Source organism: Peptoniphilus harei, from assembly GCF_016726485.1.
GTDB classification, from domain to species: Bacteria; Bacillota; Clostridia; order Tissierellales; family Peptoniphilaceae; genus Peptoniphilus_A; species Peptoniphilus_A harei.
In genome coordinates this window covers 1517566-1539064 of sequence record NZ_CP068103.1, presented here as the reverse complement: position 1 = coordinate 1539064, position 21499 = coordinate 1517566, and the positions used below count along the sequence as shown (strand labels likewise).

Annotated in this window: 26 protein-coding genes and 2 other annotated features; of the genes, 6 read left to right on the top strand and 20 right to left on the bottom strand. The window is 34.2% G+C overall.

Annotated features, from left to right (window positions below; translation table 11 throughout):
• Position 1: 1 nt before the first annotated feature.
• The 12 genes from I6I93_RS07230 to ychF form a co-directional block, all read right to left on the bottom strand.
• Positions 2-1129, bottom strand: coding sequence for a cysteine desulfurase family protein (locus I6I93_RS07230; protein ID WP_172605469.1), 1128 nt, complete (start codon positions 1127-1129; stop codon positions 2-4).
• A gap of 7 nt (positions 1130-1136) precedes the next feature.
• Positions 1137-1532, bottom strand: coding sequence for an RrF2 family transcriptional regulator (locus I6I93_RS07225; RefSeq protein ID WP_112890001.1), 396 nt, complete (start codon positions 1530-1532; stop codon positions 1137-1139).
• 11 nt (positions 1533-1543) lie between these two features.
• Complete coding sequence (sufU, locus tag I6I93_RS07220) at positions 1544-1999, bottom strand: Fe-S cluster assembly sulfur transfer protein SufU (RefSeq protein ID WP_112890000.1); 456 nt, start codon at positions 1997-1999, stop codon at positions 1544-1546.
• On the bottom strand, positions 1989-3230 hold the full coding sequence (locus tag I6I93_RS07215; RefSeq protein WP_112889999.1) for a cysteine desulfurase: 1242 nt from the start codon (positions 3228-3230) through the stop codon (positions 1989-1991). The genes sufU and I6I93_RS07215 overlap by 11 nt, the downstream gene beginning before the upstream one ends.
• Positions 3231-4280: a SufB/SufD family protein gene (locus I6I93_RS07210; RefSeq protein ID WP_112889998.1), complete on the bottom strand. Its 1050-nt coding sequence runs from the start codon at positions 4278-4280 to the stop codon at positions 3231-3233.
• 7 nt (positions 4281-4287) lie between these two features.
• Positions 4288-5703, bottom strand: coding sequence for a Fe-S cluster assembly protein SufB (gene sufB, locus I6I93_RS07205; protein WP_201621235.1), 1416 nt, complete (start codon positions 5701-5703; stop codon positions 4288-4290).
• Between the two features lies 1 nt (position 5704).
• Positions 5705-6451, bottom strand: a complete 747-nt coding sequence (sufC, locus tag I6I93_RS07200) for a Fe-S cluster assembly ATPase SufC (RefSeq protein ID WP_112889997.1) — start codon at positions 6449-6451, stop codon at positions 5705-5707.
• 128 nt (positions 6452-6579) lie between these two features.
• Positions 6580-6939, bottom strand: coding sequence for a YraN family protein (locus tag I6I93_RS07195; RefSeq protein WP_112889996.1), 360 nt, complete (start codon positions 6937-6939; stop codon positions 6580-6582).
• Positions 6933-7550 (bottom strand): ribonuclease HII, encoded by a 618-nt coding sequence (locus I6I93_RS07190; protein WP_112889995.1) that lies wholly within the window; start codon positions 7548-7550, stop codon positions 6933-6935. Before I6I93_RS07190 ends, I6I93_RS07195 begins: the two co-directional genes overlap by 7 nt.
• The gene (gene ylqF, locus I6I93_RS07185; RefSeq protein WP_112889994.1) at positions 7537-8388 is read right to left on the bottom strand and encodes a ribosome biogenesis GTPase YlqF; all 852 of its coding nucleotides are present in this window, start codon (positions 8386-8388) and stop codon (positions 7537-7539) included. Before ylqF ends, I6I93_RS07190 begins: the two co-directional genes overlap by 14 nt.
• Entirely contained in the window at positions 8389-9225 is an 837-nt protein-coding gene (locus I6I93_RS07180; protein WP_070702539.1) for an HAD-IIB family hydrolase, read from the bottom strand.
• 25 nt (positions 9226-9250) lie between these two features.
• On the bottom strand, positions 9251-10339 hold the full coding sequence (ychF, locus tag I6I93_RS07175) for a redox-regulated ATPase YchF (RefSeq protein WP_112889993.1): 1089 nt from the start codon (positions 10337-10339) through the stop codon (positions 9251-9253).
• 399 nt (positions 10340-10738) lie between these two features.
• On the opposite strand from ychF, the gene I6I93_RS07170 reads away from it, so the two are divergent.
• From I6I93_RS07170 to I6I93_RS07150, 6 genes are all read left to right on the top strand, one after another.
• Positions 10739-12013 (top strand): ATP-binding cassette domain-containing protein, encoded by a 1275-nt coding sequence (locus tag I6I93_RS07170; RefSeq protein WP_112889992.1) that lies wholly within the window; start codon positions 10739-10741, stop codon positions 12011-12013.
• Positions 12003-12833 (top strand): ABC transporter permease subunit, encoded by an 831-nt coding sequence (locus tag I6I93_RS07165; RefSeq protein ID WP_112889991.1) that lies wholly within the window; start codon positions 12003-12005, stop codon positions 12831-12833. The genes I6I93_RS07170 and I6I93_RS07165 overlap by 11 nt, the downstream gene beginning before the upstream one ends.
• Positions 12834-12961: 128 nt before the next feature.
• Positions 12962-13327 carry a sigma factor gene (locus I6I93_RS07160; protein ID WP_236587173.1) on the top strand — a complete coding sequence of 122 codons (366 nt, stop codon included), beginning with the start codon at positions 12962-12964 and terminating at the stop codon, positions 13325-13327.
• Positions 13251-13484, top strand: coding sequence for an RNA polymerase sigma factor (locus I6I93_RS09285; RefSeq protein WP_236587172.1), 234 nt, complete (start codon positions 13251-13253; stop codon positions 13482-13484). Before I6I93_RS07160 ends, I6I93_RS09285 begins: the two co-directional genes overlap by 77 nt.
• The gene (locus I6I93_RS07155) at positions 13474-14514 is read left to right on the top strand and encodes a DUF4179 domain-containing protein (RefSeq protein ID WP_112889990.1); all 1041 of its coding nucleotides are present in this window, start codon (positions 13474-13476) and stop codon (positions 14512-14514) included. The genes I6I93_RS09285 and I6I93_RS07155 overlap by 11 nt, the downstream gene beginning before the upstream one ends.
• Positions 14515-14669: 155 nt before the next feature.
• Positions 14670-14963, top strand: coding sequence for a hypothetical protein (locus tag I6I93_RS07150; RefSeq protein ID WP_070702527.1), 294 nt, complete (start codon positions 14670-14672; stop codon positions 14961-14963).
• Positions 14964-15086: 123 nt separating this feature from the next.
• Here the strand turns inward: I6I93_RS07150 and I6I93_RS07145 are convergent, their stop codons facing one another.
• From I6I93_RS07145 to nadE, 8 genes are all read right to left on the bottom strand, one after another.
• The gene (locus I6I93_RS07145; protein WP_112889989.1) at positions 15087-15899 is read right to left on the bottom strand and encodes an ABC transporter ATP-binding protein; all 813 of its coding nucleotides are present in this window, start codon (positions 15897-15899) and stop codon (positions 15087-15089) included.
• Complete coding sequence (locus I6I93_RS07140) at positions 15886-16770, bottom strand: ABC transporter permease (protein ID WP_112889988.1); 885 nt, start codon at positions 16768-16770, stop codon at positions 15886-15888. Before I6I93_RS07140 ends, I6I93_RS07145 begins: the two co-directional genes overlap by 14 nt.
• 33 nt (positions 16771-16803) lie before the next feature.
• A complete protein-coding gene (locus tag I6I93_RS07135) occupies positions 16804-17793 on the bottom strand; it encodes an ABC transporter substrate-binding protein (RefSeq protein ID WP_112889987.1) in 990 nt (329 codons plus the stop codon).
• 37 nt (positions 17794-17830) lie between these two features.
• Positions 17831-18063: a binding site (T-box leader), on the bottom strand.
• Positions 18064-18170: 107 nt separating this feature from the next.
• Positions 18171-19148, bottom strand: coding sequence for an ABC transporter substrate-binding protein (locus tag I6I93_RS07130; RefSeq protein ID WP_112889986.1), 978 nt, complete (start codon positions 19146-19148; stop codon positions 18171-18173).
• A gap of 50 nt (positions 19149-19198) precedes the next feature.
• Positions 19199-19427, bottom strand: a binding site (T-box leader).
• A gap of 77 nt (positions 19428-19504) precedes the next feature.
• Positions 19505-19942, bottom strand: a complete 438-nt coding sequence (locus I6I93_RS07125; RefSeq protein WP_112889985.1) for a hypothetical protein — start codon at positions 19940-19942, stop codon at positions 19505-19507.
• 108 nt (positions 19943-20050) lie between these two features.
• Positions 20051-20482, bottom strand: a complete 432-nt coding sequence (locus tag I6I93_RS07120) for a hypothetical protein (protein WP_070702515.1) — start codon at positions 20480-20482, stop codon at positions 20051-20053.
• A gap of 102 nt (positions 20483-20584) precedes the next feature.
• Complete coding sequence (locus tag I6I93_RS07115) at positions 20585-20767, bottom strand: hypothetical protein (RefSeq protein ID WP_112889984.1); 183 nt, start codon at positions 20765-20767, stop codon at positions 20585-20587.
• Between the two features lie 12 nt (positions 20768-20779).
• Complete coding sequence (gene nadE, locus I6I93_RS07110; RefSeq protein WP_112889983.1) at positions 20780-21496, bottom strand: NAD(+) synthase; 717 nt, start codon at positions 21494-21496, stop codon at positions 20780-20782.
• Between the last annotated feature and the right edge of the window lie 3 nt (positions 21497-21499).

The following is a 21499-nucleotide window of genomic DNA, read 5'->3' as shown; positions in this document are numbered from 1 at the left end:
ATCACCTGTTCTTGAACTTTTTCATCCCCTGGTTTATTTTTTCCACTACATAATCACACTCTTCTTTTGTGTTTTCGTGATTAAGTGAGAGCCTTAGCATAGAAAGTGAGTCTTCTTCACTCCTACCTATTGCCCTTAAAACATGGGATGGGTTAATGCTTCCTGCTGCACATGCTGATCCAGAAGAAACACATATATCAAACATGTCAAGATACTGAACCATGGTTTGTGGTTTAGTATTTTTTAAAGTGATATTTATATTTCCAGGAAGTCTTTTTTCTTTGGGACCATTTAAGATTACTCCATCTATATTCAAGAGTTTTTCTATTGTGTAATCTCTTAGTTCTCTTGTAATAGATGTCCTCTCTTCAATATTATTGTAAGCATCTTCTAAGGCTCTTGCAAGTCCGACTATTGATGCAAGATTTTCTGTTGAGGCCCTTTGTCCTCTTTCCTGTTCACCACCATCTAAAAAGCTATCAAGTTCAATTCCCTCTTTGACATAAAGAAGACCAACTCCCTTTGGAGCTCCAAGCTTGTGACCTGAAAGGGAGAGCATGTCCACTCCTATGTCTTCTATCTTAAATTTAATATTTCCCATAGCTTGAACTGCGTCTGTGTGAAATAAAATATTTTTTGCCTTAGCTATTTTTGCAATTTCAGCAAGAGGCTCAATAGTTCCTATTTCATTGTTGGCAAACATAATTGAAATAAGTCTTGTGGAGTCCTTGATAGAGCTTTCAATTTCATCTAAGTCCACAAAACCTTCATTGTCAACTGAAATGAGGCTAGTTTCTCCTCCCCACTTTTCTATTTTCTTTAAAGAATTTAAAATAGCTGGGTGCTCAATCTTTGATGAGATAATATGGTTCTCTTGATTAGGTAAAAGTGAGCCCTTTAAGGCCCAGTTATCTGATTCAGATCCAGAGGAAGTAAAGTAAATTTCACTTGCCTTTACTCCCAGGATCTCTGCAATTTTTATTCTTGAATTTTCTATGGCTGCCCTAGATCTTTGACCAAGAGAGTATATTGCCGATGGATTCCCGTAATTTTTTTTCAAATAAGGAAGCATAGCTTGAAATACACTATCTGTGATCCTAGTAGTGGCAGCATTATCCATGTAAATCATAGTGACCTCACATGTCTGCTAGAGTCATGGATTCCATGACACCTTCAATTTGACCTTGAAGCTTGGATAAGATGTCCCTTGTGGCACATTCCTCTTGCTTGTTGCAGTCAGACTTTTTACCAAGATCACAACAAGAAAGTGAAAGGTCACCTTCAAGGGCATTTATTATTTCTCCAATCGCTATATTTTTTGGATCTCTTGCAAGGACGTAACCGCCACCTGCACCCCTAATTGATTTAACTAGGTCAGCCCTCCTAAGAAGGGTAAAGAGTTGTTCCAAATAGGATTCTGAAAGATTTTCATCTCTCGCAATATCCTTTAAGGCTATAGGGCCCTTGCCCATATTTTCTTTTAAGTTGTACATAGCCATTAGGCCGTAACGACCCTTTGTAGATAATTTCATCTAATCACCTCTTATGATAGATTAAAGGATCCCTTATCTTCATTATTTTCTAACATATTCTTTAGAGTGTACCAAGAAAGAACTGCACACTTTACCCTTGCAGGTAAAGTTGAAATGGATTCAAAAGCAATGGCATCGTCAAGATCTTCCAACTTATCTGGGTCGTCAATCTCTCCCTTAACCATTCCTATAAACTTGTCTGCCCTTTCAATAGCTTCTTCAACTTTTATGCCCTTGACATTGTCGCACATAATTGATGTTGAAGCTTGAGAAATGGCACATCCGTGACCTGTGTAGGATATATCCTCTATAGTGTCATCTTGGATTTTTACTTCAAGAGTTATTTCATCTCCACAGCTTGGATTGTGACCAAGTTCTTTTTTTGTGTAGTCTTCTAGTTCTCTTCTGTTGTGTTTGTTCCTAGAGTGTTCCAAGATTAGTTCTGTGTAAATATTATCAAGATTCAATTCCTAAAATCCTCCTTACATCTTCAAGATGTTCTACGAAATAATCAATTTCTTCCACTGTGTTATAGATTGCAAAACTTGCCCTGCATGAGAAGTTTGAACCCAAGTACCTGTGAAGAGGTTGAGCACAGTGGTGGCCTGATCTTATGGCAATTCCATAAGTGTCAAGTATTGATGCAACATCGTGAGGATGGGCTTCTTTAAAGTTGAAAGAAATTACTGGTGCCCTGTTATTGTCACTAGTTGTATAAACTTCAAGATAGTCTAAATTTTTAAGCTTGTCGTAACAGTAGTCAGTTAAATATCTTTCATATTCATCGATTTTTTCCATGCCATATTTGTTTATAAAGTCAATGGCTGCTGCTAGGTTTACTGCTCCTTCAACGTTGGCAGTTCCTGCTTCAAACCTTTGTGGTGCATCTAGAAAAGTTGTGTGGTCTTCATAGACATATTCAATCATGTCGCCACCTGATAGGAAGATATCCATCTTGTTTAGAAGTTCTTCCTTTCCATAAAGTACACCAATACCTAGTGCCGAATACATCTTATGACCAGAAAAAGCCATGAAGTCAACGTCAAGTTCACTTACATTGACCTTCCTGTGGGGAACTAATTGTGCTCCATCAAGAATTATTTTTGCATCTGAATTTTCTCTAGCATACTTAACAATTTTTTCTATGTTAGGATTTGTTCCAACAACGTTAGATGCTCCTGTGATGGAAATAATTTTTGTATTCTTAGTAACTTTTTCTTCGATTTCAGAAAAAGGAATTTGCATATCATCGTCTACATATAAAAACTTTAGCTTTGCTCCAGTTTTCTTGCAAACTTCTTGCCATGGAACAAGGTTTGAATGGTGCTCCATTATAGAAATTACAATTTCGTCGCCTTCCTTTAAGTTGTTTAGTCCATAGGAATAAGCAAGAAGATTTAAGGCTTCAGTTGCATTTCTTAAAAAGACAACTTCCGAAGCCTTTTTTGCCCCAATAAAGTCTGCAACTTTTTGTCTTGCACCTTCGTAAACTTCAGTTGACTTCATTGCAAGATAGTGGGCCCCCCTGTGAGGGTTTCCATTTTCACTTTCATAAAAGTTTTTTATATTGTCAATAATTTCTCTTGGCTTTTGTGTTGTTGCACCATTATCAAAATAAACTATTTGCTTCCCATTAGGTTTTAGATTTAAAAAAGGAAACTCTTTTCTGATTTCTTCTATTTCATTTTTAGCAAACATTTAATTTCCTCTCTTTATAATTTCTCTAACTGCTTCCCAAACTTCGTCCTTTAGTTTTTCATCTCCTAGGGCATCAATTGCACCTGAGAATTTGGACTCAACTATTAGGGCTTCTGCTTCATCAAAACTTATTCCCCTAGACATTAGATAAAAGATTTGGTCATTATCAAGCTTACCAGCACTAGATGCGTGGTTACCAACAACGTCATCTTCATGAGCAAGCATTAGAGGAACTGAAATTGAGTGAACTGTGTCATCTAGTAAGATTGAGTATTCTTCTTCTGACCCAACAGCACCCTTAGCCCCTTCTATAAATTGAAGGTTTGACTTAAAGTTCTTTGATGATTTATCCTTTAGGGCTCCGTTAACCAAGATATCTGACTCAGTCTTCTTGCCCCTGTGAATCATGTCGTAGTTCATGTTTAGGTACTCGTCCTTTTGACCAAAGTAAATTGAATCAACATGACCTTCAGAATATTCTCCAATTAGTTCACACTTGTAATTTGTGTAAAGTCTAGCTGCTCCCAGTTCATATTGGTGGACGCTAACTTTTGCATGAGCCTCTGTATAAACTCCAATAGATTCAAGAACTAGGGACTTGTCATCATCTCTTGCAATAACAAAAACTTCTACTTCAGAATTTTCCTTTGCAAGAACTTTAATAACAGAGTTCCTAAATTTTTCGTCCTTGCCAGTAGAAGTGTAGTCAAGGACAACTTTTAATTTTGAGTCCTTTTCTGCAACGATGTGGTGGAGGTCAAAAAGTTCAGAATATTCATCATCAAGTTCAAATAACTTGAAATCTTCTTCTGTCTTGCCCTCTTCACTTGTGTAGGACTTGTAATAATTTAAATGCTTCCTATTTTGATCCAAGACTTCATTTGAAATGCCATACTTAATATTTTCAAATTCAGAAATTTCTCCTGGATTGTCTTCTCCTACTTCCCTATATGACTTCCCTTGAATTTGGGGAATTTCTATTTCTGTTTCATTTACCCTTAAAAAGTTAAAAGTCTTAAAGGCAATTTCGTTTCCAATTATTTTATTCATGTTTCACCTACCCAATTGATCCAACAAGTTCAAGATTGATTAAGTTATTCATCTCAACTGCGTATTCCATAGGAAGTTCCTTAGCTATTGGCTCAGCGAAACCTCTTACTACCATTTCCTTGGCCTCTTGTTCAGAGATACCCCTAGACATTAAGTAGAAGATAACTGAGTCGCTAATCCTTCCAATTTTTGCTTCGTGTCCAATATCAATATCATTGTTTTCAATTTTTATTGTAGGAATTGTGTCTGACCTTGACTTGTTGTCAAGCATCAAAGATTCACAAGATGTTGAGTTCTTTGCACCAACTGCGTTTTCTTTTATTTCAACTAGTCCCCTGTAAATTGCCACTCCACCAGATTTTGAAATAGATTTTGTGTTTACAGTTGAAGTAGTGTGTGGTGCTGCGTGAACAACTTGGGCACCTGTGTCAAGATTTTGTCCTTCACCTGCAAAGGAAATACCAGTGAACTCACTAGATGCATTTTCTCCCACAAGAATTGATGCAGGGTAAAGCATGGAAACTTTTGAACCAAAGGATCCTGAAACCCATTCAATCTTTCCATCTTTTTCTACAATTGCCCTCTTAGTGTTAAGGTTGTACATATTTCTTGACCAGTTTTCTATTGTTGAATACCTAAGAGTTGCACCTTCTCCAACGAATAATTCAACTGCACCTGCGTGTAGGTTTATAACATTGTATTTTGGAGCAGAGCAACCTTCTATAAAGTGACAGTAGGCTCCGTCTTCTATGATAATAAGTGTGTGTTCAAATTGTCCTGCACCTGGAGCATTAAGTCTAAAGTAAGATTGTAGAGGAATATCTACATTTACTCCCTTTGGCACATATACAAAGGATCCACCAGACCAAACTGCATAGTGAAGAGCAGCATACTTGTGAAGGCTAGGTGTAATACACTTGCTAAAATATTTTTTTACGATTTCAGGATATTCTTTAAGTCCTGTTTCAAAGTCTGTATAAATTACTCCTTGGTCTGAAAGATATTTTTGGATGGAGTGGTAAACAACTTCTGAGTCGTATTGGGCTCCAACTCCAGAAAGCATGGATTCTTTTTCTGCTTCAGGTATTCCAAGTTTGTCAAAGGTATCTCTAATTTCATCAGGAACATTCATCCAGTCATCAGACATATCTGCATCAGGTCTTATATAAGTTGTGATTTCATCCATGTCTACTTCAGAGATGTCTGGCCCCCAGCTTGGATTTTCTTTTTCGTTAAAGATTTTAAGGGCCTTTAATCTACTTTCAAGCATCCATTCTGGTTCATTCTTTTCAGCAGAAATTTGTCTTACAATTTCTTCTGTAAGTCCCTTTTCAGTCTTCGACCTAAATGTAAATTTATTTTTAATATCATAGACACCACGGTCCATGTCTTCTACATAAGTTTTTTCTACTTTTTTAGTCAAATTATTTCACCTCTTCTCTTATCCAGTTAAATCCTTCTTTTTCGATTTTATCTATTAGAGAAGCGTCTCCTTCTTTTACAATTTCACCATCTAATACTACGTGCACATAATCAGGTTTAATGTTGTCAATTAATTCTTTGTGGTGGGTGATAATTAAAACAGCATTGTCCTTGCTTAAATATTTTTCGATTCCAGATGATACAATTCTTGTTGCATCAACATCAAGTCCTGAGTCTGTTTCATCAAGAATAGCAAGCTTAGGATTTAACATTAACATTTGAAGAATTTCGTTTTTCTTTTTTTCTCCACCAGAGAAGCCTACGTTTAAGTATCTTTCTGCATAGGAAGAATCCATTTTTAATTCTTCCATTTCCTTCTTAATTTCTTTTTTAAATTTTAAAATTGAAATTGGCTTATCGTCCTTTAAAGACTTTGCAGTCCTAATAAAGTTTTCTACAGAAATCCCAGGAACTTCTTCTGGAGTTTGGAAGGACATAAATAGTCCCTTGTTTGCCCTCTTATCTGTAGTAAGGTCTGTTATGTCTTCTCCGTCTAAGAAGATTTTTCCACTTGTAACATTGTAAACAGGATTGTCCATGATTACATTAGCAAGAGTAGATTTACCAGAACCATTTGGTCCCATAATTACGTGTACTTCTCCGTAATTAATTTTTAAATTTATATTTTTTAAAATTTCCTTGTCTTCTACGCCTGCACTTAAATTTTCTATTCTTAATAACTCTGTCATACTTCCTCCATTTATTAAAAAATAATTCATACAAAATTACTATGTTTTTTACTATTAACTATAATAACACAAGTTTTTTAATAAGCAAATATTTATTGCAAATAAAAAAAACTAGGCTTAACCTAGTTTTATGAAAGCATAAATGCAGATTCTATGTGATTGATTTCTTTTTCATTAAAATAAACTTCAATTATGTCAAAGCGAACCATAATGTCAAAGAGCCCCTTGGCCATTATGTAGGCTGTAGCAGTTTGAATAATGTTTTGCATCTTGTATTCTGTGACAGCCTCGTAGGCGTCTCCATATTTTCTAGAGTTACGTGACTTCACTTCCACAAAGACAAGCTCGTCCTTGTCACGTGCAATAATATCTATTTCAGTCCCAAGGGCACGATAATTTCTATCTAATACAATATAACCCTTGTCCTCTAAAAATTTTGTGGCAATATCTTCGCCACGATTGCCGAAAAATAAATTGTGTCCTACCATGATTCTATATTTTTTAAAAAAGTTTTTCTGTGCATGTCACTTGGGCCATAAGCTTTTAGGGCTTCCCTGTGATATTTTGTGGCATAGCCCTTGTGCTTTTCCAGTCCATATTGTGGATACTCTTCTGCCCATTTTTTGCAGAGATTGTCCCTATAGACCTTTGCAACAATAGATGCACAAGCAATAGAATAACAAGACTCGTCACCCTTGATTATTGCCTTTTGGAAGATTCCCGTTTCAATAGTTTCTGCATCAATTAATACACAGTCAGCTTCAATTTTTTTATTCTCGCTATCTCTCAAGTTTTCAAGGGCATTGATCATGGAGATGTGAGTTGCCATCCTTATGTTTACCTTGTCAATTATATCGGCACTTGCCCTTCCAATCCCAACAGCAAGGGCTGACTCTAAAATTTTTAGGTAAAGTTCCTCTCTCTTTTTAGGAGATAATTTTTTGGAGTCATTAACTCCTTCAATGAATTCGCCCCTTGGCATAATTACTGCTGCAGAAACCACGTCTCCAAAGAGACAGCCCCTGCCAACCTCATCTATGCCACAAATATTTTTGTAGCCCTTTTCATAATATTCTTCTTCAAAACTATAAAAACTCATCAGGAACCTCCAATGTAATCCTGCCAAGGATTCCCTTCCTAAACTCATCTAGGACAATGCCTGAGACTTTCTCATAATCAATGTAGCCGCCACGCATTAGGGCCCCCCTCTTACTTCCAATTTCATCCATGATTTCAATTCCAGTCTTGTCATGAATATCACTTAGTTTATATCTTTCTTCTAAGGAAGAAGGGGCAATTTCCTTTAACTTCTCTATTAGTCTTAGGGCAAGAGTCTCCCTGTCCATGATTTCATCTTTTATAGCGCCAGTAAAAGCAAGGTTAAGTCCAACCTTATCTTCAAACTTTGGCCAAAGAACTCCTGGTGTGTCAAGAAGGTGAAGCTTTGGATGAATCTTTATCCACTGGTTGACCTTGGTTACTCCTGGCCTGTTGCCAGTCTTGGCTGACCTTGTGCCTGATATTGAATTTATAAAAGTTGATTTGCCTGAGTTTGGGATACCAACAATCATGGCACGAAGGGGTCCCTTATTAAGTCCCTTGTCCTCAAATTTTTTTATTTCATCTGCCATAAGTTCTTCAGACTTATTTACAACAAGCCCCACATTGGGTTTCATTGCATTGTAAGAGATGGCAAAGTTATTCTCATCAGTTAGCCTTTCCATCCAAAGGTCATTTAACTTAGGATCTGATAAGTCTGACTTGTTAAAAATTAGAAGTCTTTTTTTATTTTTTAAGAGGTCATCAAAGAGAGGATTTCTACTTGAGAAGGGAATCCTAGAATCTATAATTTCTATTACAAAGTCAACGAGCTTTAACTTCTTCTCAATATCCTCTAGGGTCTTCTTCATGTGACCAGGGTACCAGTTAATATTCATTTAATCACCAAATAAAACCTTATCTAAAATCTTTATTGCACCGTCATTGTTGTTATCATAATCAGAAACCACATCGGCAACTTCCTTTAAGACATCAACAGCATTTATCATGGCAAAGCCAAGTCCAACATTCTCAACAAGCATCTTGTCGTTGGAGTCGTCACCAATGGCAGCAACTTCTTCTAGTTTTATATTCCTGTTTTCTGCATATTTCTTAATACCGAAAAACTTATCTCCATTCTTTTGAAGGATTTCAAGCATCCACTTTGGCTCTCTCTTAATTTTCATTAGGTGGAAGTTAAACTTGTCCTTGTCTTCTCCTATTCCATCTTTTATTGTCCTACGAAGTTCCACTAAGTCGTCGTGAGTCCCTGCAAAGACAATGGAAAGGGGATGACCTTCATAGTCATCAAAATTATCAAGTCCGAGATTTCTCCCCCTGAAGGCATCTACATAAACTCCTTCAAAGGATTTAAAATTCTTTTTCTTGTATAAGAGGTCAATCCCATCTTCTCTTGCAACGTGAATTGTGGAGTAGACCTTGTCATTCTTGTCGAAGGACATAATTAAGTCCACGTCTTCCTTTGACATGGGATTTACAAATTCAAGTTTTCCAGTTTTATTATTTTTAATAATATTTCCATTGTTGCAAATTAAATCTATTTCTAGGTCTTCACCCACGAACCTGTGAGCAGTGTAAAATTCTCTTCCAGTTGCAACAACAGGAATAATATTGTTTGCTCTTAATTTTTCCACAAAGGGCCTAAAAGATTCTGTCATCACCTTATCAGTAGATAAAAGAGTTTCATCTAGGTCCATTGAAAGCATCTTAATCATAAATCACCCTTTTTCTTCAGCTTTATTAAACGTTAAACTTAAAGACCATTACGTCGCCATCTTCAACGACATAGTCCTTACCTTCACTCCTAATAAGTCCCTTGTCCCTTGCGTTGGCCATAGAGCCAGAGTCCACAAGGTCTTGGTAAGAAATTGTGTCTGCCTTGATAAATCCTCTTTCCATATCTGTGTGGATTTTACCTGCAGCAGTTGGAGCCTTAGAACCTTTCTTAACAGTCCAAGCCCTTGTCTCAATTTCTCCAGTTGTAATAAAGGAAATTAGACCAAGAAGTCTGTAACTTGATTTAATTAGCTTGTCAAGTCCTGATGAATCAAGGCCAAGTTCTTCTAAGAAGAGTTCCTTTTCATCTTCATCAAGGGCAGCTATTTCTGATTCAATCTCTGCAGAAATAACTACAACTTCGTCGCCAGTTTTTTCTGCATATTCCCTAACTGCCTTTACATATTCATTGTCTTCCTTTGTAAGTTCTTCTTCTGCAACGTTACAAACATAAATAACAGGCTTTGCACTTAGAAGAGAGTAGTTCTTAATAATTTTCTTTTCTTCATCATCAAGTTCAACTTCTCTTGCAGAACTTCCTTCCTCTAGGGCTGTCTTAATTTTTTCTAAAAGGTCTCTTTCCTTGGCAAGATTTTTTTCAGCTCTTGCTTTTTTTGCAACCTTTGAATACCTATTTTCAACTTGTTCTAGGTCAGAAAAAATTAATTCTAGGTTTATATTTTCAATATCACGCAAAGGGTCAACAGATCCATCAACGTGAATTATATTTTCGTCTTCAAAACACCTTACAACGTGGACAATGGCATCAACTTCACGGATATTTGATAAAAATTGGTTGCCAAGTCCTTCGCCCTTGCTGGCTCCCTTAACAAGTCCTGCAATGTCGTAAAATTCTATATTAGTGTAGACAATTCTTTGTGAGTTGGCCATCTTTGAAAGAACTTCTAATCTTTCATCAGGCACATTTACAACCCCAACGTTTGGTTCGATTGTTGCAAAGGGATAGTTTGCAGCTTCTGCACCAGCACTTGTTAGGGCATTAAATAAAGTAGACTTACCAACATTAGGTAGTCCCACGATTCCAAGTTTCATTTAAAAACCTCCATTCAGATTAAAATTATATCACAAGGCACTTTTTTAGTCATTTTATTTTGCCTATAAGCTACCAGTTTATTATTAAGTCCTAGATTTTTTCACTTCGTATTCTAATCCCAAGTCATAATTTTTTATAAAGTTATAGTTTTTTATGACCTCCTATTTTTTATAAAGTCATAGTTTTTTATAAAGTCATAAATTTTTGTAAAGTCATAATTTTTTATTAAGTCATAAATTTTATTGACTTATAAGTTTAAAATTATAATAAAAATTAAAATTTATCTCCAATCTTTTCTATTATTTAGTTAATATTTAGCTAAGATAGGCTCTTCAATCTTTTAATTAAATATTTTTTATTGTATAATGAGTTTATTAATTATTAAAGAGGTGAATAGTATGAGTGCCATCGTCATAAATGACCTGACAAAGGGCAAGGGTAAAGATAAAGTTTTACGAAATTTAAATCTTGAAATCTTGGACGGAGAGTTCTTCTCCCTACTTGGAACTGAAAAATCTGGAAAAACTACTCTTGCAAGAATTATAATGGGATTTTTAAAACCTAATAGTGGATCTATTAAGGTTTATGATATGGATTCATTTAAAGAATCAAAGGAAATAAAAGAAAGTGTGTCTCTTGTGCCAGAAGATATGATTTTCGATTCAAAAATCAAGTCTTTTGCCTTATTAAAGAAGACACTTAACGCACACAATCTTGCTAACACAGAAGACATTGACCTTCTATGTGACTATTTTGAATTTAATTCAAATTTAAGAGTTTGTGATTTGAGAGACAGAGAAAGAAAACTCTTAGCTATTATTAACGCCCTAGTTATTAAGCCAAGACTTTTAATCTTAGACAATCCTTGCAAGTTCTTGGAAGAAAAGGATATAGACAGACTCTTCTCTCATGTTAAGAAGTTAAATGAACAAGAAAACTTAACAGTTTTACTTCTATCTGAGTCCCTAAGAGAAGCAAAAAAATATTCTGCCCGTATTGCCTACCTATCTGACGGTAAGGTCCAAGACATTGAGTACAACAATGTCAAGGCAGCTGGAGATAAAGTTTTAAAGATCGACTCCTTCAGAGGTAATTTAAATTACTTTACTTCTATTGGATCAAGAATAATCAAAGACGAAGAAGATGAAACTATTCTTTACTTTGATGGCCCACTTCCAGAACTTTCTAAGGTTATCTACGAAGAAGGCCTAGAAAATTATGTCCTTGAAGATGCTCAGTTAAGCGACAAGGTTGAAGCTTATTACAAGGGAGAAAATGCAAAACTTCCAAGAAGAAAGACTGAAGCTTCTAAAGAGTCAAAGGACATTAAATTAGAAGAAACTTCTACTGTGGAAGCAGAAACTATTAATGGAGTAAGTGAGTCTACTGTTAAGATAGACCAAGCTGAAAATAACTTTGACACTGTTGAAGGCCTAAGCACTGCTGAAATGGAAAAGGATACTGTCCACAACACAAAGACAAATCTTTTTATGGATGAAGAGTATTCTGAAAAAGTTCTTGGAGAAGAAAGTCCTCAAGTGACTCCAGAAGAATCTGAGGCTCCAAAAGAAGAAAAAACTTCTCCTGACACAATAGTTATTGAAACCTCTAATGATGGCATCTTCAATGCAAGTGAAGAAACAAAGCTAAAGGAGGACAAAGATGATATTTAATATGGAATTTAAATCAAACTTTGCAAAGATGATTTCTTGGGCCATTGTCCTAATAATTTTACTGGGACTTATGCTTGCCTTTTATCCTTTCCTTGCAGAGTCACAAATGAATTCGCTCTTTAATTCAGTTTTAGAAAGTTTTAACGAGCCAACAAGAAATATCTTGGGCTTTTATGAAGGCATGGATATAGTAAACATTGGCGACTATCTTGCCCTAGTTTACCACTATCTTGCAATATTAATTTTTGTATTTGCAATGCAACTTGGAGCCAACTCCCTTGCAAAGGAACAATCTTCAGGTAACATTGAATATATTTATTCAAACCCAATTTCTAAATCAGAAATTGTAACTGGAAAGTTCACAGCAAATATTTTAATTTATATTTTATTTTTAATTATAATGGCACTTGCAAGTTTTGGACTTGTCCTAGGTATCTCTTCTCTTGGAAGCGACACTCCACAAGTTACAAGCTTTGAAATCATTGAAGGAATAGTAAAAGTTTTCGTTGGACTACTTGGCTCTGGCCTTGTCTTTATGTCCATAGGATTTTTCTTCTCTGCAATTTCAAAGTCTTCATTACACCAAGATGCAGTAGCTGCACTTTTTGTATTCCTAATTGTTTTACTTACAATTGTAGGAAAAGTTATTGGCGATGTCTTCGCTATGGTAGTTTCTTACTTCCCTAACGAAGCCTTTAGACCTTATAGTTTCGTTAGCGCAAACTTAAACCTATTTGGCCTAATAGCAAATGCAGTGATATTTATCTTGATGATAGTATTGACTTACTCAATATATTCTAATAAAGAACTTAAATATTAATTTTAAAAAACTATCTTGGGTAACCAGGGTAGTTTTTTTATGTTCAAAATTATTTTTCATAAATTTTAATTTTAAAAATTTGTCAGAATTATTATCTCTATCACGAATATATTAGTGAAGGAGGAAATATGGATAATCAAGACTTGATAGAAAGGCTAAAAAATAAAGATGAAGATGCCCTCTATATATTTATAGAAGATTACGGAAAAATATTAAAGGGAGTTATTTCAAAAACACTTTGGAAATATCCAAACCTTTGGGACGAAGCCATGAATGACGCACTTTTAAGTATATGGCAGAATATTCAATACTTCGACCCAAGTAGGTCTACTTTTAAAAATTGGTGTGCCCTTGTTGCTAAGTATAGAGCCATAGATATCCTTAGAAAAGAAATTAAATTTGAAAGCCTTAGACTAGATGAAGATTCAAAAAATCATCGATTCAGATTTATCTTCAAATTTAGAAATAGAAGAAGTCCTTTCGCTTTTAAATGAGGAAGACAAAAAACTTTTTGAAAATATTTTTATCCATGGTCTTTCCTATAAAGAGGCAGCATCTAAACAAAATATTTCTACCGCTAATGCCTACAAAAAAGTTAGCAGAGGAAGAAATTTTTTAAAAAAATGGAGGGAAAATTTTTATGAAAAATAATATTTATGATGAGTTAAACGACATGAAAATTGAATACGAAGAAGTTCCTCTTAATGATTTTGAAAGAGAAAATCTGAAAAGAACTGTGAGATCATTAAAAATAAAAAACAAGAAAAATAAGTTTAATAAAAAAATAGTTACTATTGCAGCATCTCTTATATTAGTTTTGGGGATTACAAATTACACATCCGGTGGCTATGTCTTTGCCAAGACAAGAGAATTAGCAAGTAATTTTAAAATTACTTTATCTGATGCCATGGGATTGTCAAGGGAAGTTGATGAGTACAGCGTAAATTTAAACGAAGTTTTTGAAATAAATGGCAAAAAATATATTTTTGATAAATTTATTATTGAAGATAATAATTTATACACTGTAATTTTGAGTCTAAATGACTCAGAAAAAATGCTCTCCGGAGAAGTTAACTTAACTGAACTTAAGGTTAATGGCAAGAAAATTAAAATTTTCGGCTCCAGTGGCTCTGGATATACTTTACCTGAAGATGAAAAAGTAAATGTTTATACTCTTAAATATGTTTTGGAAGACTCCTTGCCAAAAGAAGGCGAAGTTAATTTGGAATTTTTCTTTGATGAATTTTTAGGCAACAAGAAAAAAATTAATCTTTCAACAAATATAGATATGTCACAAATGCAAATGAATAAAAAACTTATAGCAAAGGACTTTACTATTCCAAATACAAATAACATTGTAATTGAAAGCTTTACTACAAGCCCAGCCTCACAAAAAATCCTATTGACCTATCCTGACATCGAAGATGGATATCTTTATTCAATAAAAGCCAGAGATTCTAAGGATAGATTTGTATATTTTGAAACTGGCGAAGCAGAAAAAAACAAATCCAACCTTTACTTCTCTCCAGTCACTAGCAAGGTCACTGCCGATGAACTTTTAAATGAAATAAAAACACTAAAATGCCAATTATACAGAGTGACAGTTCACAGCTATGACAACAGAGAAATACCTACTGGAGAACAAGCAATTGGTGACGAATTTACCCTCACTTTAAAATAAAATTTTATATTAATAAAAAAATCCTACTCTTTCTTGAGTAGGACTTTTTTATTATTTTTAAGTCTTAATTTTTTTAACTCATCATTTTTTTATCCCATTAATGATGCTTACTATTATTTTTTATTTTTCTATGTTATTATTTTTTTTGTGATATTATGAAAGATTTACTTATAGGATTACTCGCAATATATATTATTTATAATGAAATTAGATTAAATAAATTTATAAAAAATATAAATTATAAAGTATCGAGGACTTTATGGCTAAGTTATAAGTTAGATGACTTTAGCTACTTAAGAGAAAAATTTAATAACTTAAGTCATGATGACATTCTACACATATACTCATTAATTTTAAAAAATAGAAGATTAGATGCAGTTAAATATCTTTCTAAAAAAGAATGTGTAAGTATGCCTGAAGCCTTTGATTGTATCAATAAATATTTTTAAACTAATAAAAAGTAAAGTAATTTTTAAAGTTATTTTGAAATTAAATAGTAAATAAAAAGGAGCCTTCCTAAATAGACTTATCTATTGGGTAAGGTTCCTTTTTCATGCAATTATTTATGAAATTTATGCGAAGCTTTCAACTTGATTTACTCTATCAAGCTTTTCTACTTCTAGATTATTTTCTTCTTCAATCTTTTCGTTGTAGATCCTATTTAGTTCTTCTTCTGTAACCTCACTTGGAAGAATATCTAAGACAACTTTGCCCTTGTTGAGCATTATAATTCTGTCTGAGTAGTCAATGGCATTTTTTAAGTTGTGAGTAATCATTAGGGTTGTGATTTTTTCTTTCTTGATAAGGTCATTGGTCTTATCCATTATTATCTTTGAAGTCTTTGGGTCAAGGGCTGCTGTGTGTTCATCAAGTAAAAGGATTTTTGGTCTTTTAACAGTTGCCATAAGAAGTGACAGTGATTGTCTTTGTCCACCTGATAAAAACTTTACTTGAGTCTTTAATTTGTTTTCAAGTCCCAGGTCAATGGACTTTAGCTTTTCTATTATCTCGTCGTTGTTCTTCTTGTCGATCAATCTCTTGAAGGTAAACTTGTGTCCCTTCTTAAAGGCCATAGACATATTTTCTAAAATATTTAGGCTCTGGCAAACTCCCTTTGATGGGTCTTGGTTTACCTTTCCAATGTCTATTGCCCTCTTGTCTTCAGATAATTTTGCAATGTCCACATCTCCCAGAAGGATCTCTCCTGAGTCAGGGTTAAGTGAACCTGAAATCATATTAAATAGTGTAGACTTGCCACAACCGTTAGGTCCCAAAATTGCAACACACTTATTTTCTTCTATATCAAGGGAGAAATTATCAAAAATTTGATTTTCTTCTTCCATTCCCTTGTAAAAAGTTTTTGATAAATTTTTAATTCTTAGCATTTTCTTCCCTCTTTCCTTTTAAAATTGATAGTCCCTTTGAAGAAACATCATTGTAAACTATGAAGAATACTACGATTATTGCAGTTATTCCCTTTAAATCACTTGGAGCAAGTCCTAGGTAAAGGGCGATTCCGTAAATAATCCTATAAATTATTGCACCAATTATGGCCCTCGTTGTCCTGTTTAAAAAGCTTGCGTTCTTTAAGAAGGCATCACCAATAATTACTGATGCAAGTGCAGATACGATTATAGCTTGCCCCATTGTTATGTCTGCGTAACCATTGGACTGTGCCATTAGGGCTCCAGCAAGGGCTGCAAGTCCATTTGATATTACAAGGCCTATTGCAATGTACTTGTCTGGATTTTTGCCAAGGGACTTAACAAGAGTTTCGTTATCTCCTGTTGCCAAAAGAAGGTAGCCCTTTTCAGTTTTTAAAAACCAATCAAGAATTAATTTTATTACAAGTGTTATTATTGCAAGAATCAACATCTTAGGAAGGCTTTCAAAAAGTTGAAATACAGTCTTGTAATCAAAGAAGGTAACATTTGGAGTACCAGTAATTCTTAAATTCACTGAATATAAAAATGTCATTGTTAGGATTCCTGATAAGATTGCTTGAATCTTAAACTTCCTAAACAAAATATATGTGATATAGCCTCCAAGTCCTCCTGCTATAAGTGAAACTAACATAGCAAGTATTGGGTTCATGCCAAGTGTGAGCATCTTTGCAAAGGCAAAGGCACCTAGTGGGAATGTTCCTTCCACTGACATGTCAGGGAAATCTAAAATTTTAAAGGTTATTACAACTCCTATTGTCAATATGGAAAATATAAGTCCCATGACAATGGATTCCATTATTACTGAATTCAACTTTTTCCTCCTAATTCTTTACTTGTTTTTCATCTATTCAACTACTTTTGCATTTTCCATTAAGTTCTTGTCATCTTCTAGACCAAGGGCTTCAGCAGTTTTCTTGTTTACAACCTTACTTGTCTCAGTTGAGAATAAAACTGGAACATCTTTAACTTCCTTGCCACCAAGGATTTCACTTGCCATGCCTGCAGCTTTCATACCAAGTTCAACATAGTCGACTCCTGCACTTACAAGAATTCCATTTTCAACTGGACCTTCTTCTGATGCAAAGGAAGGAATCTTAGCAGCCTTTAGTGACTCTGCAATTATTGTTGATGCAGATGAAACTGTGTTGTCTGTAATCGCCATGAAGATGTCTATCTTTCCTTCAATTGTCTTTATTGCTGTTGATACGTCATTGATGTTATTTACTCCAACTTCCACTACATTAAGTCCAAAACCATCTGCAGCCTTCTTTAGTTCTTCAACTTGGAATTTTGAATTGGCTTCATTTGTTGAGAACATAACTCCAATGTTTTTAATGTCTGGGAAGATGCTAATCATTTCTTCTAGTTGAGCTTCTATTGAGAAGTAATCAGAAACTCCTGTTATATTTCCTTCTGGTTCTTCCAAGTTTTTAACAAGGTCTGCAGATGCTGGATCTGTAACTGCGTTAAATATAATTGGAATTTCCTTTTCACCATTTTTTGCTCCTTGGGCAGCTGGTGTTGCTATTGCGTAAATTAAATCAACCTTCTTGTCTTGGAAAGATTTTATAATTGATGGTACAACTGTTAAGTCTCCATTTGCATTCTTAGAAATAATTTCTACATCTGGGTTTATCTTTTTAAGTTCATCTTCAAAACCCTTTCTCGCTCTTTCAAGAGCAATGTGGTCTGCAATTTGAATTACGCCAACTTTTTTTCCGCCACTAGTTTCTGCAGCATTTACTTCTTCTTCATTTACACTATTTTCACTTTTGCCACAAGCCACAAGAAGAAGGGACATCATAAGTAAAATAAACAACTTTCTAAATTTCATAAAAAACCTCCATAAAATAAAAAAAGCCTTTCATCCACATTGGGACGAAAGACTGACTTCGCGGTACCACCCGATTTTATAATCAAAAAGATTACCTCACTTTAAGGTCAAACAACCTCTAGCCTCAGATAACGGTGGCTTCCGTACTTGCCTACTAACTTCAACAAATAAGCTTTAGAGTGTATGTTAAATTTCCGTGTATTGCCTCTCACCAACCGGCAACTCTCTTAAAATCACTAAAAATTCTTTTTTCTCTTTCAACGCTTTATTTAAATTACATTTAGTATATTCTGCTAGCAGACCAAAGTCAAGTCTTTTTTTATAATTTCGTCCAAATTTTTTATTAAATTTTTATTTTACTTATCTCAGTGAGATTTTTATTTTAAAATTTCTGCATCCTTTAAATTTTCATTTGTAAGATCAAGTCCAAGAGCTTCAGCAGTTTTGTTGTTGATCTTTTTCTTTGAAGTCTTGTTGTCTTCTGCCTGAAGATTTTTTATGTCTTCACCCTTTAAAAGTTTTATTGCCATTTCTCCTGCTTGTCTTCCATGTTCATAGTAGTCAACGCCTTCACTCATAAGGAGTCCTTTGGAAACTTGTCCTTCTTCAGCTGAGAGTGATGGAATTTTATTTTTTAAAAGATTTTCTGCAAGAATTGGGCCAGCAGATGCAACTGTGTTGTCAGTAAGAGCATAATAAGCATCTATCTTTTCTGTTAAAGTTGAAAGAGCTTGACCAATGTCGTTTATGTTGTTGATCCCCACACTTTCAAGTTTAAGTCCAAGTTCATCACAAGCTTTTTCTAAAGATTCAACTTGGACCTTTGAGTTGACTTCGTTAGTTGAGAAAATTGTTCCAATAGTTTTTACATCTGGATAAATTTTTAAGAAGGATTCTAATTGGTCTCTTGCAGAAACTGCATCATTAACTCCTGTGATGTTTGTGATTTTATCTGGCGATTCAATTAAACCTGCTTCCACAGGATCTGTCACTGCTGAATATATAATATTTTTATTTGGAAGAGCAGTCTTTGCTCCTTGGGCAGCTGGTGTTGAGATTGCATAAACTAATTTATAATCATCTGATTGGAACTTTTTAGGACCAGTGGTAGCTAGGGCTTGGTCACCTTGTAGGTTTTCCACATCAACTTCTACATCAAGTCCCTCTTCCTTTAGTCTGTCTTGGAAACCCCTTAGGGCATTGTCAAGGGACACGTGTTCAATATATTGGATTGCTCCAATTTTTATTTTTTCTCCACTTTCTTTTTCTGCTTTCTTATCACCTGCACATCCAACAAGGGAAAGCGCAAGGGCACCAATACTTATAACTTTTACCATTTTCTTTAAATTTTTCATTTTTGTCCTCCAAAAAAATTATTTAAAATAATAAAAAAATCCTCCACCCCATATAGGGCGAAGGATTCGCGGTACCACCTAAATTCGAAATAAAAATATTTCCTCTTTAAAGATCTAACAATCTCTAGTCTATGGTAACGGAGACTTCCGTGAAGATCTACTATTATTCAATCCTCATGCTTTAGAGTGAATATATGACATCAACTTATCTGCGGGCTCTCACCATCCCCACTCTCTTTAAGACTCATTAAATATCTTTTTCTCTTTCTTCGCATTTATTATTTTATTAGAAAGTATTATAGACACAGGAAAATTATTTGTCAAGAAAAATTTTAATTTTCTTTTTTATTTTTTATTTAATTACTTTGAACAATTTTAAAATCTATGTCGATATCTCCACCTTCAGTGGAACTTGCTGAAAACTTATAATCAACTTTGTCTTTTTTTATTGGAGCAGAAGTCTCTCCATCTTTTCCTGCTTCAACAATTACAGGATAATCTCCATCAATTTTAATTTCTACTGGATATTCACCCTTGTTTTTTATCCAAAAATTCACTTCACTTCCATTGGACTTTTCTAAAGAGCGTTCTTGTTGGAAAGCAGAACCTTTTTGACTTCCATTTTCAACAATATATTCTTCATTAGATTTTTTGTCATCTTCTTTTTTTTGATTGATATTTTCTGCAGTTTCTTTTTTATTTTCTTCTTCTACACCGTTAGTCTTTTTTGCACATGCTGATAAACTTATCAAAGCTAAAAAAACAGCAATAACAGTTAAAAATTTTTTCTTCATTTTAAACCTCCAAATCTTAATTTACAAAAAATGCCACAAAAAATACTTCGTGGCATTAAAAAACAGATATAGCAATTTTAAATTATAAGATTCTTGGAACTATTAAAATTAATCTCTTTGAACAATTCTATAATCTATATTTATGTCTCCACCTTGAGGACAACTAGCTGTAAACTTATAATCTTTACTAAATCTTCCGACTGAAGTTGATGTATAGCCTTGTCCTCCTGCTTTTACAGTAACAGCATTTCCACCATTAATTTTTATAACAACAGGGTACCTGCCATCATTTCTTATCCAAAAGTTTACTTTACTTCCATTCCCTTTCGTCAATTGACAATATTTTTCATACTCAATTCCTCTGTAAGAGCCTGTAGTAATAACCATGCTATAAGGAATGATTTCTTTATCTTCCTTATCAGTATACTCTATGATTTGTTCTCTATATTGATTATTAACTGTATCAGAATTTTTTGCAAATGAAGGAACTGTAAGTAAAACACAACCTAATACAATTGTTGGAACTATAGATTTCTTCATTTTATCCTCCTAAAAATATATCTGTTTTTAAACAAATTATATAAATAATTTATTTATTACCTGTAAAAATATTGTGATGTTTTTGTAAATTTTAAATTTATTTTATTCATTTCTTCTAGAAATTACATAAACTATAAAGCAAGTTATCAAGAAGACGCCGATTACAAAAATATACTTGTAAATTAAATCTGAAATTACTATGCCAGTTGTAAAATACCTGTAGACATCAAAGGCTCCCATAATAACTAGTAAGATAAATAAATTTCTAAGTTGATGATTTCCCATTTTTATCTCCTCTTAGAATTTAAAACTTGGAGCCATAGATCTTTTGTGAGCAGAATTCTTGTGCATCCTGTCGATTTTTTCTTTGATTTCTTTTTCTGGAACTTTTTCTCCCCTGATATAGGAATCGAGAACGTCATAAGTGAAGCCCATTTCATCTTCATCAGTTTGTCCCACCCAAAGGCCTGCTGATGGCTTTTTATTTATTATAAAATCGGGAAGTCCAAGTTCCTTTGCCACTTCAAAGATATCTGTCTTTAAAATATTTACTATTGGCATAAGGTCTGCACCAGAGTCCCCATACTTTGTTGAGTAACCTAGATACCACTCGCTGGCATTTGATGGACCAAGCACTAAGTAACCAAGATCTTGGGCATAATAATAAAGTGTGGTCATCCTAAGTCTAGGCTTGATGTTTGACCTTGCCATCCTATTGTCTGATGTGAAGGAGGCATCCATTAATTCTTCAAAAGTTTTTGTCAAATCAATTGTCTTTGTCTCAAGACCAAGAGCCTCAGCAACTTTTAGGGCATCTTCCCTGTCCTTGTCGATGCTGTCGCAAGGCATAATTAATCCAAGAGAATTGTCTGGAAAAACTCTTTTGGCAATAGCAGCAACCACTGCTGAGTCAATTCCACCTGACAAACCAAAGATAAAGCCCTTGACTCCAACTTCTTTTGCATAATCTTCTACCCACTTAACTAAGTCTTCTGTTAATTTTTTATAATCCATAAT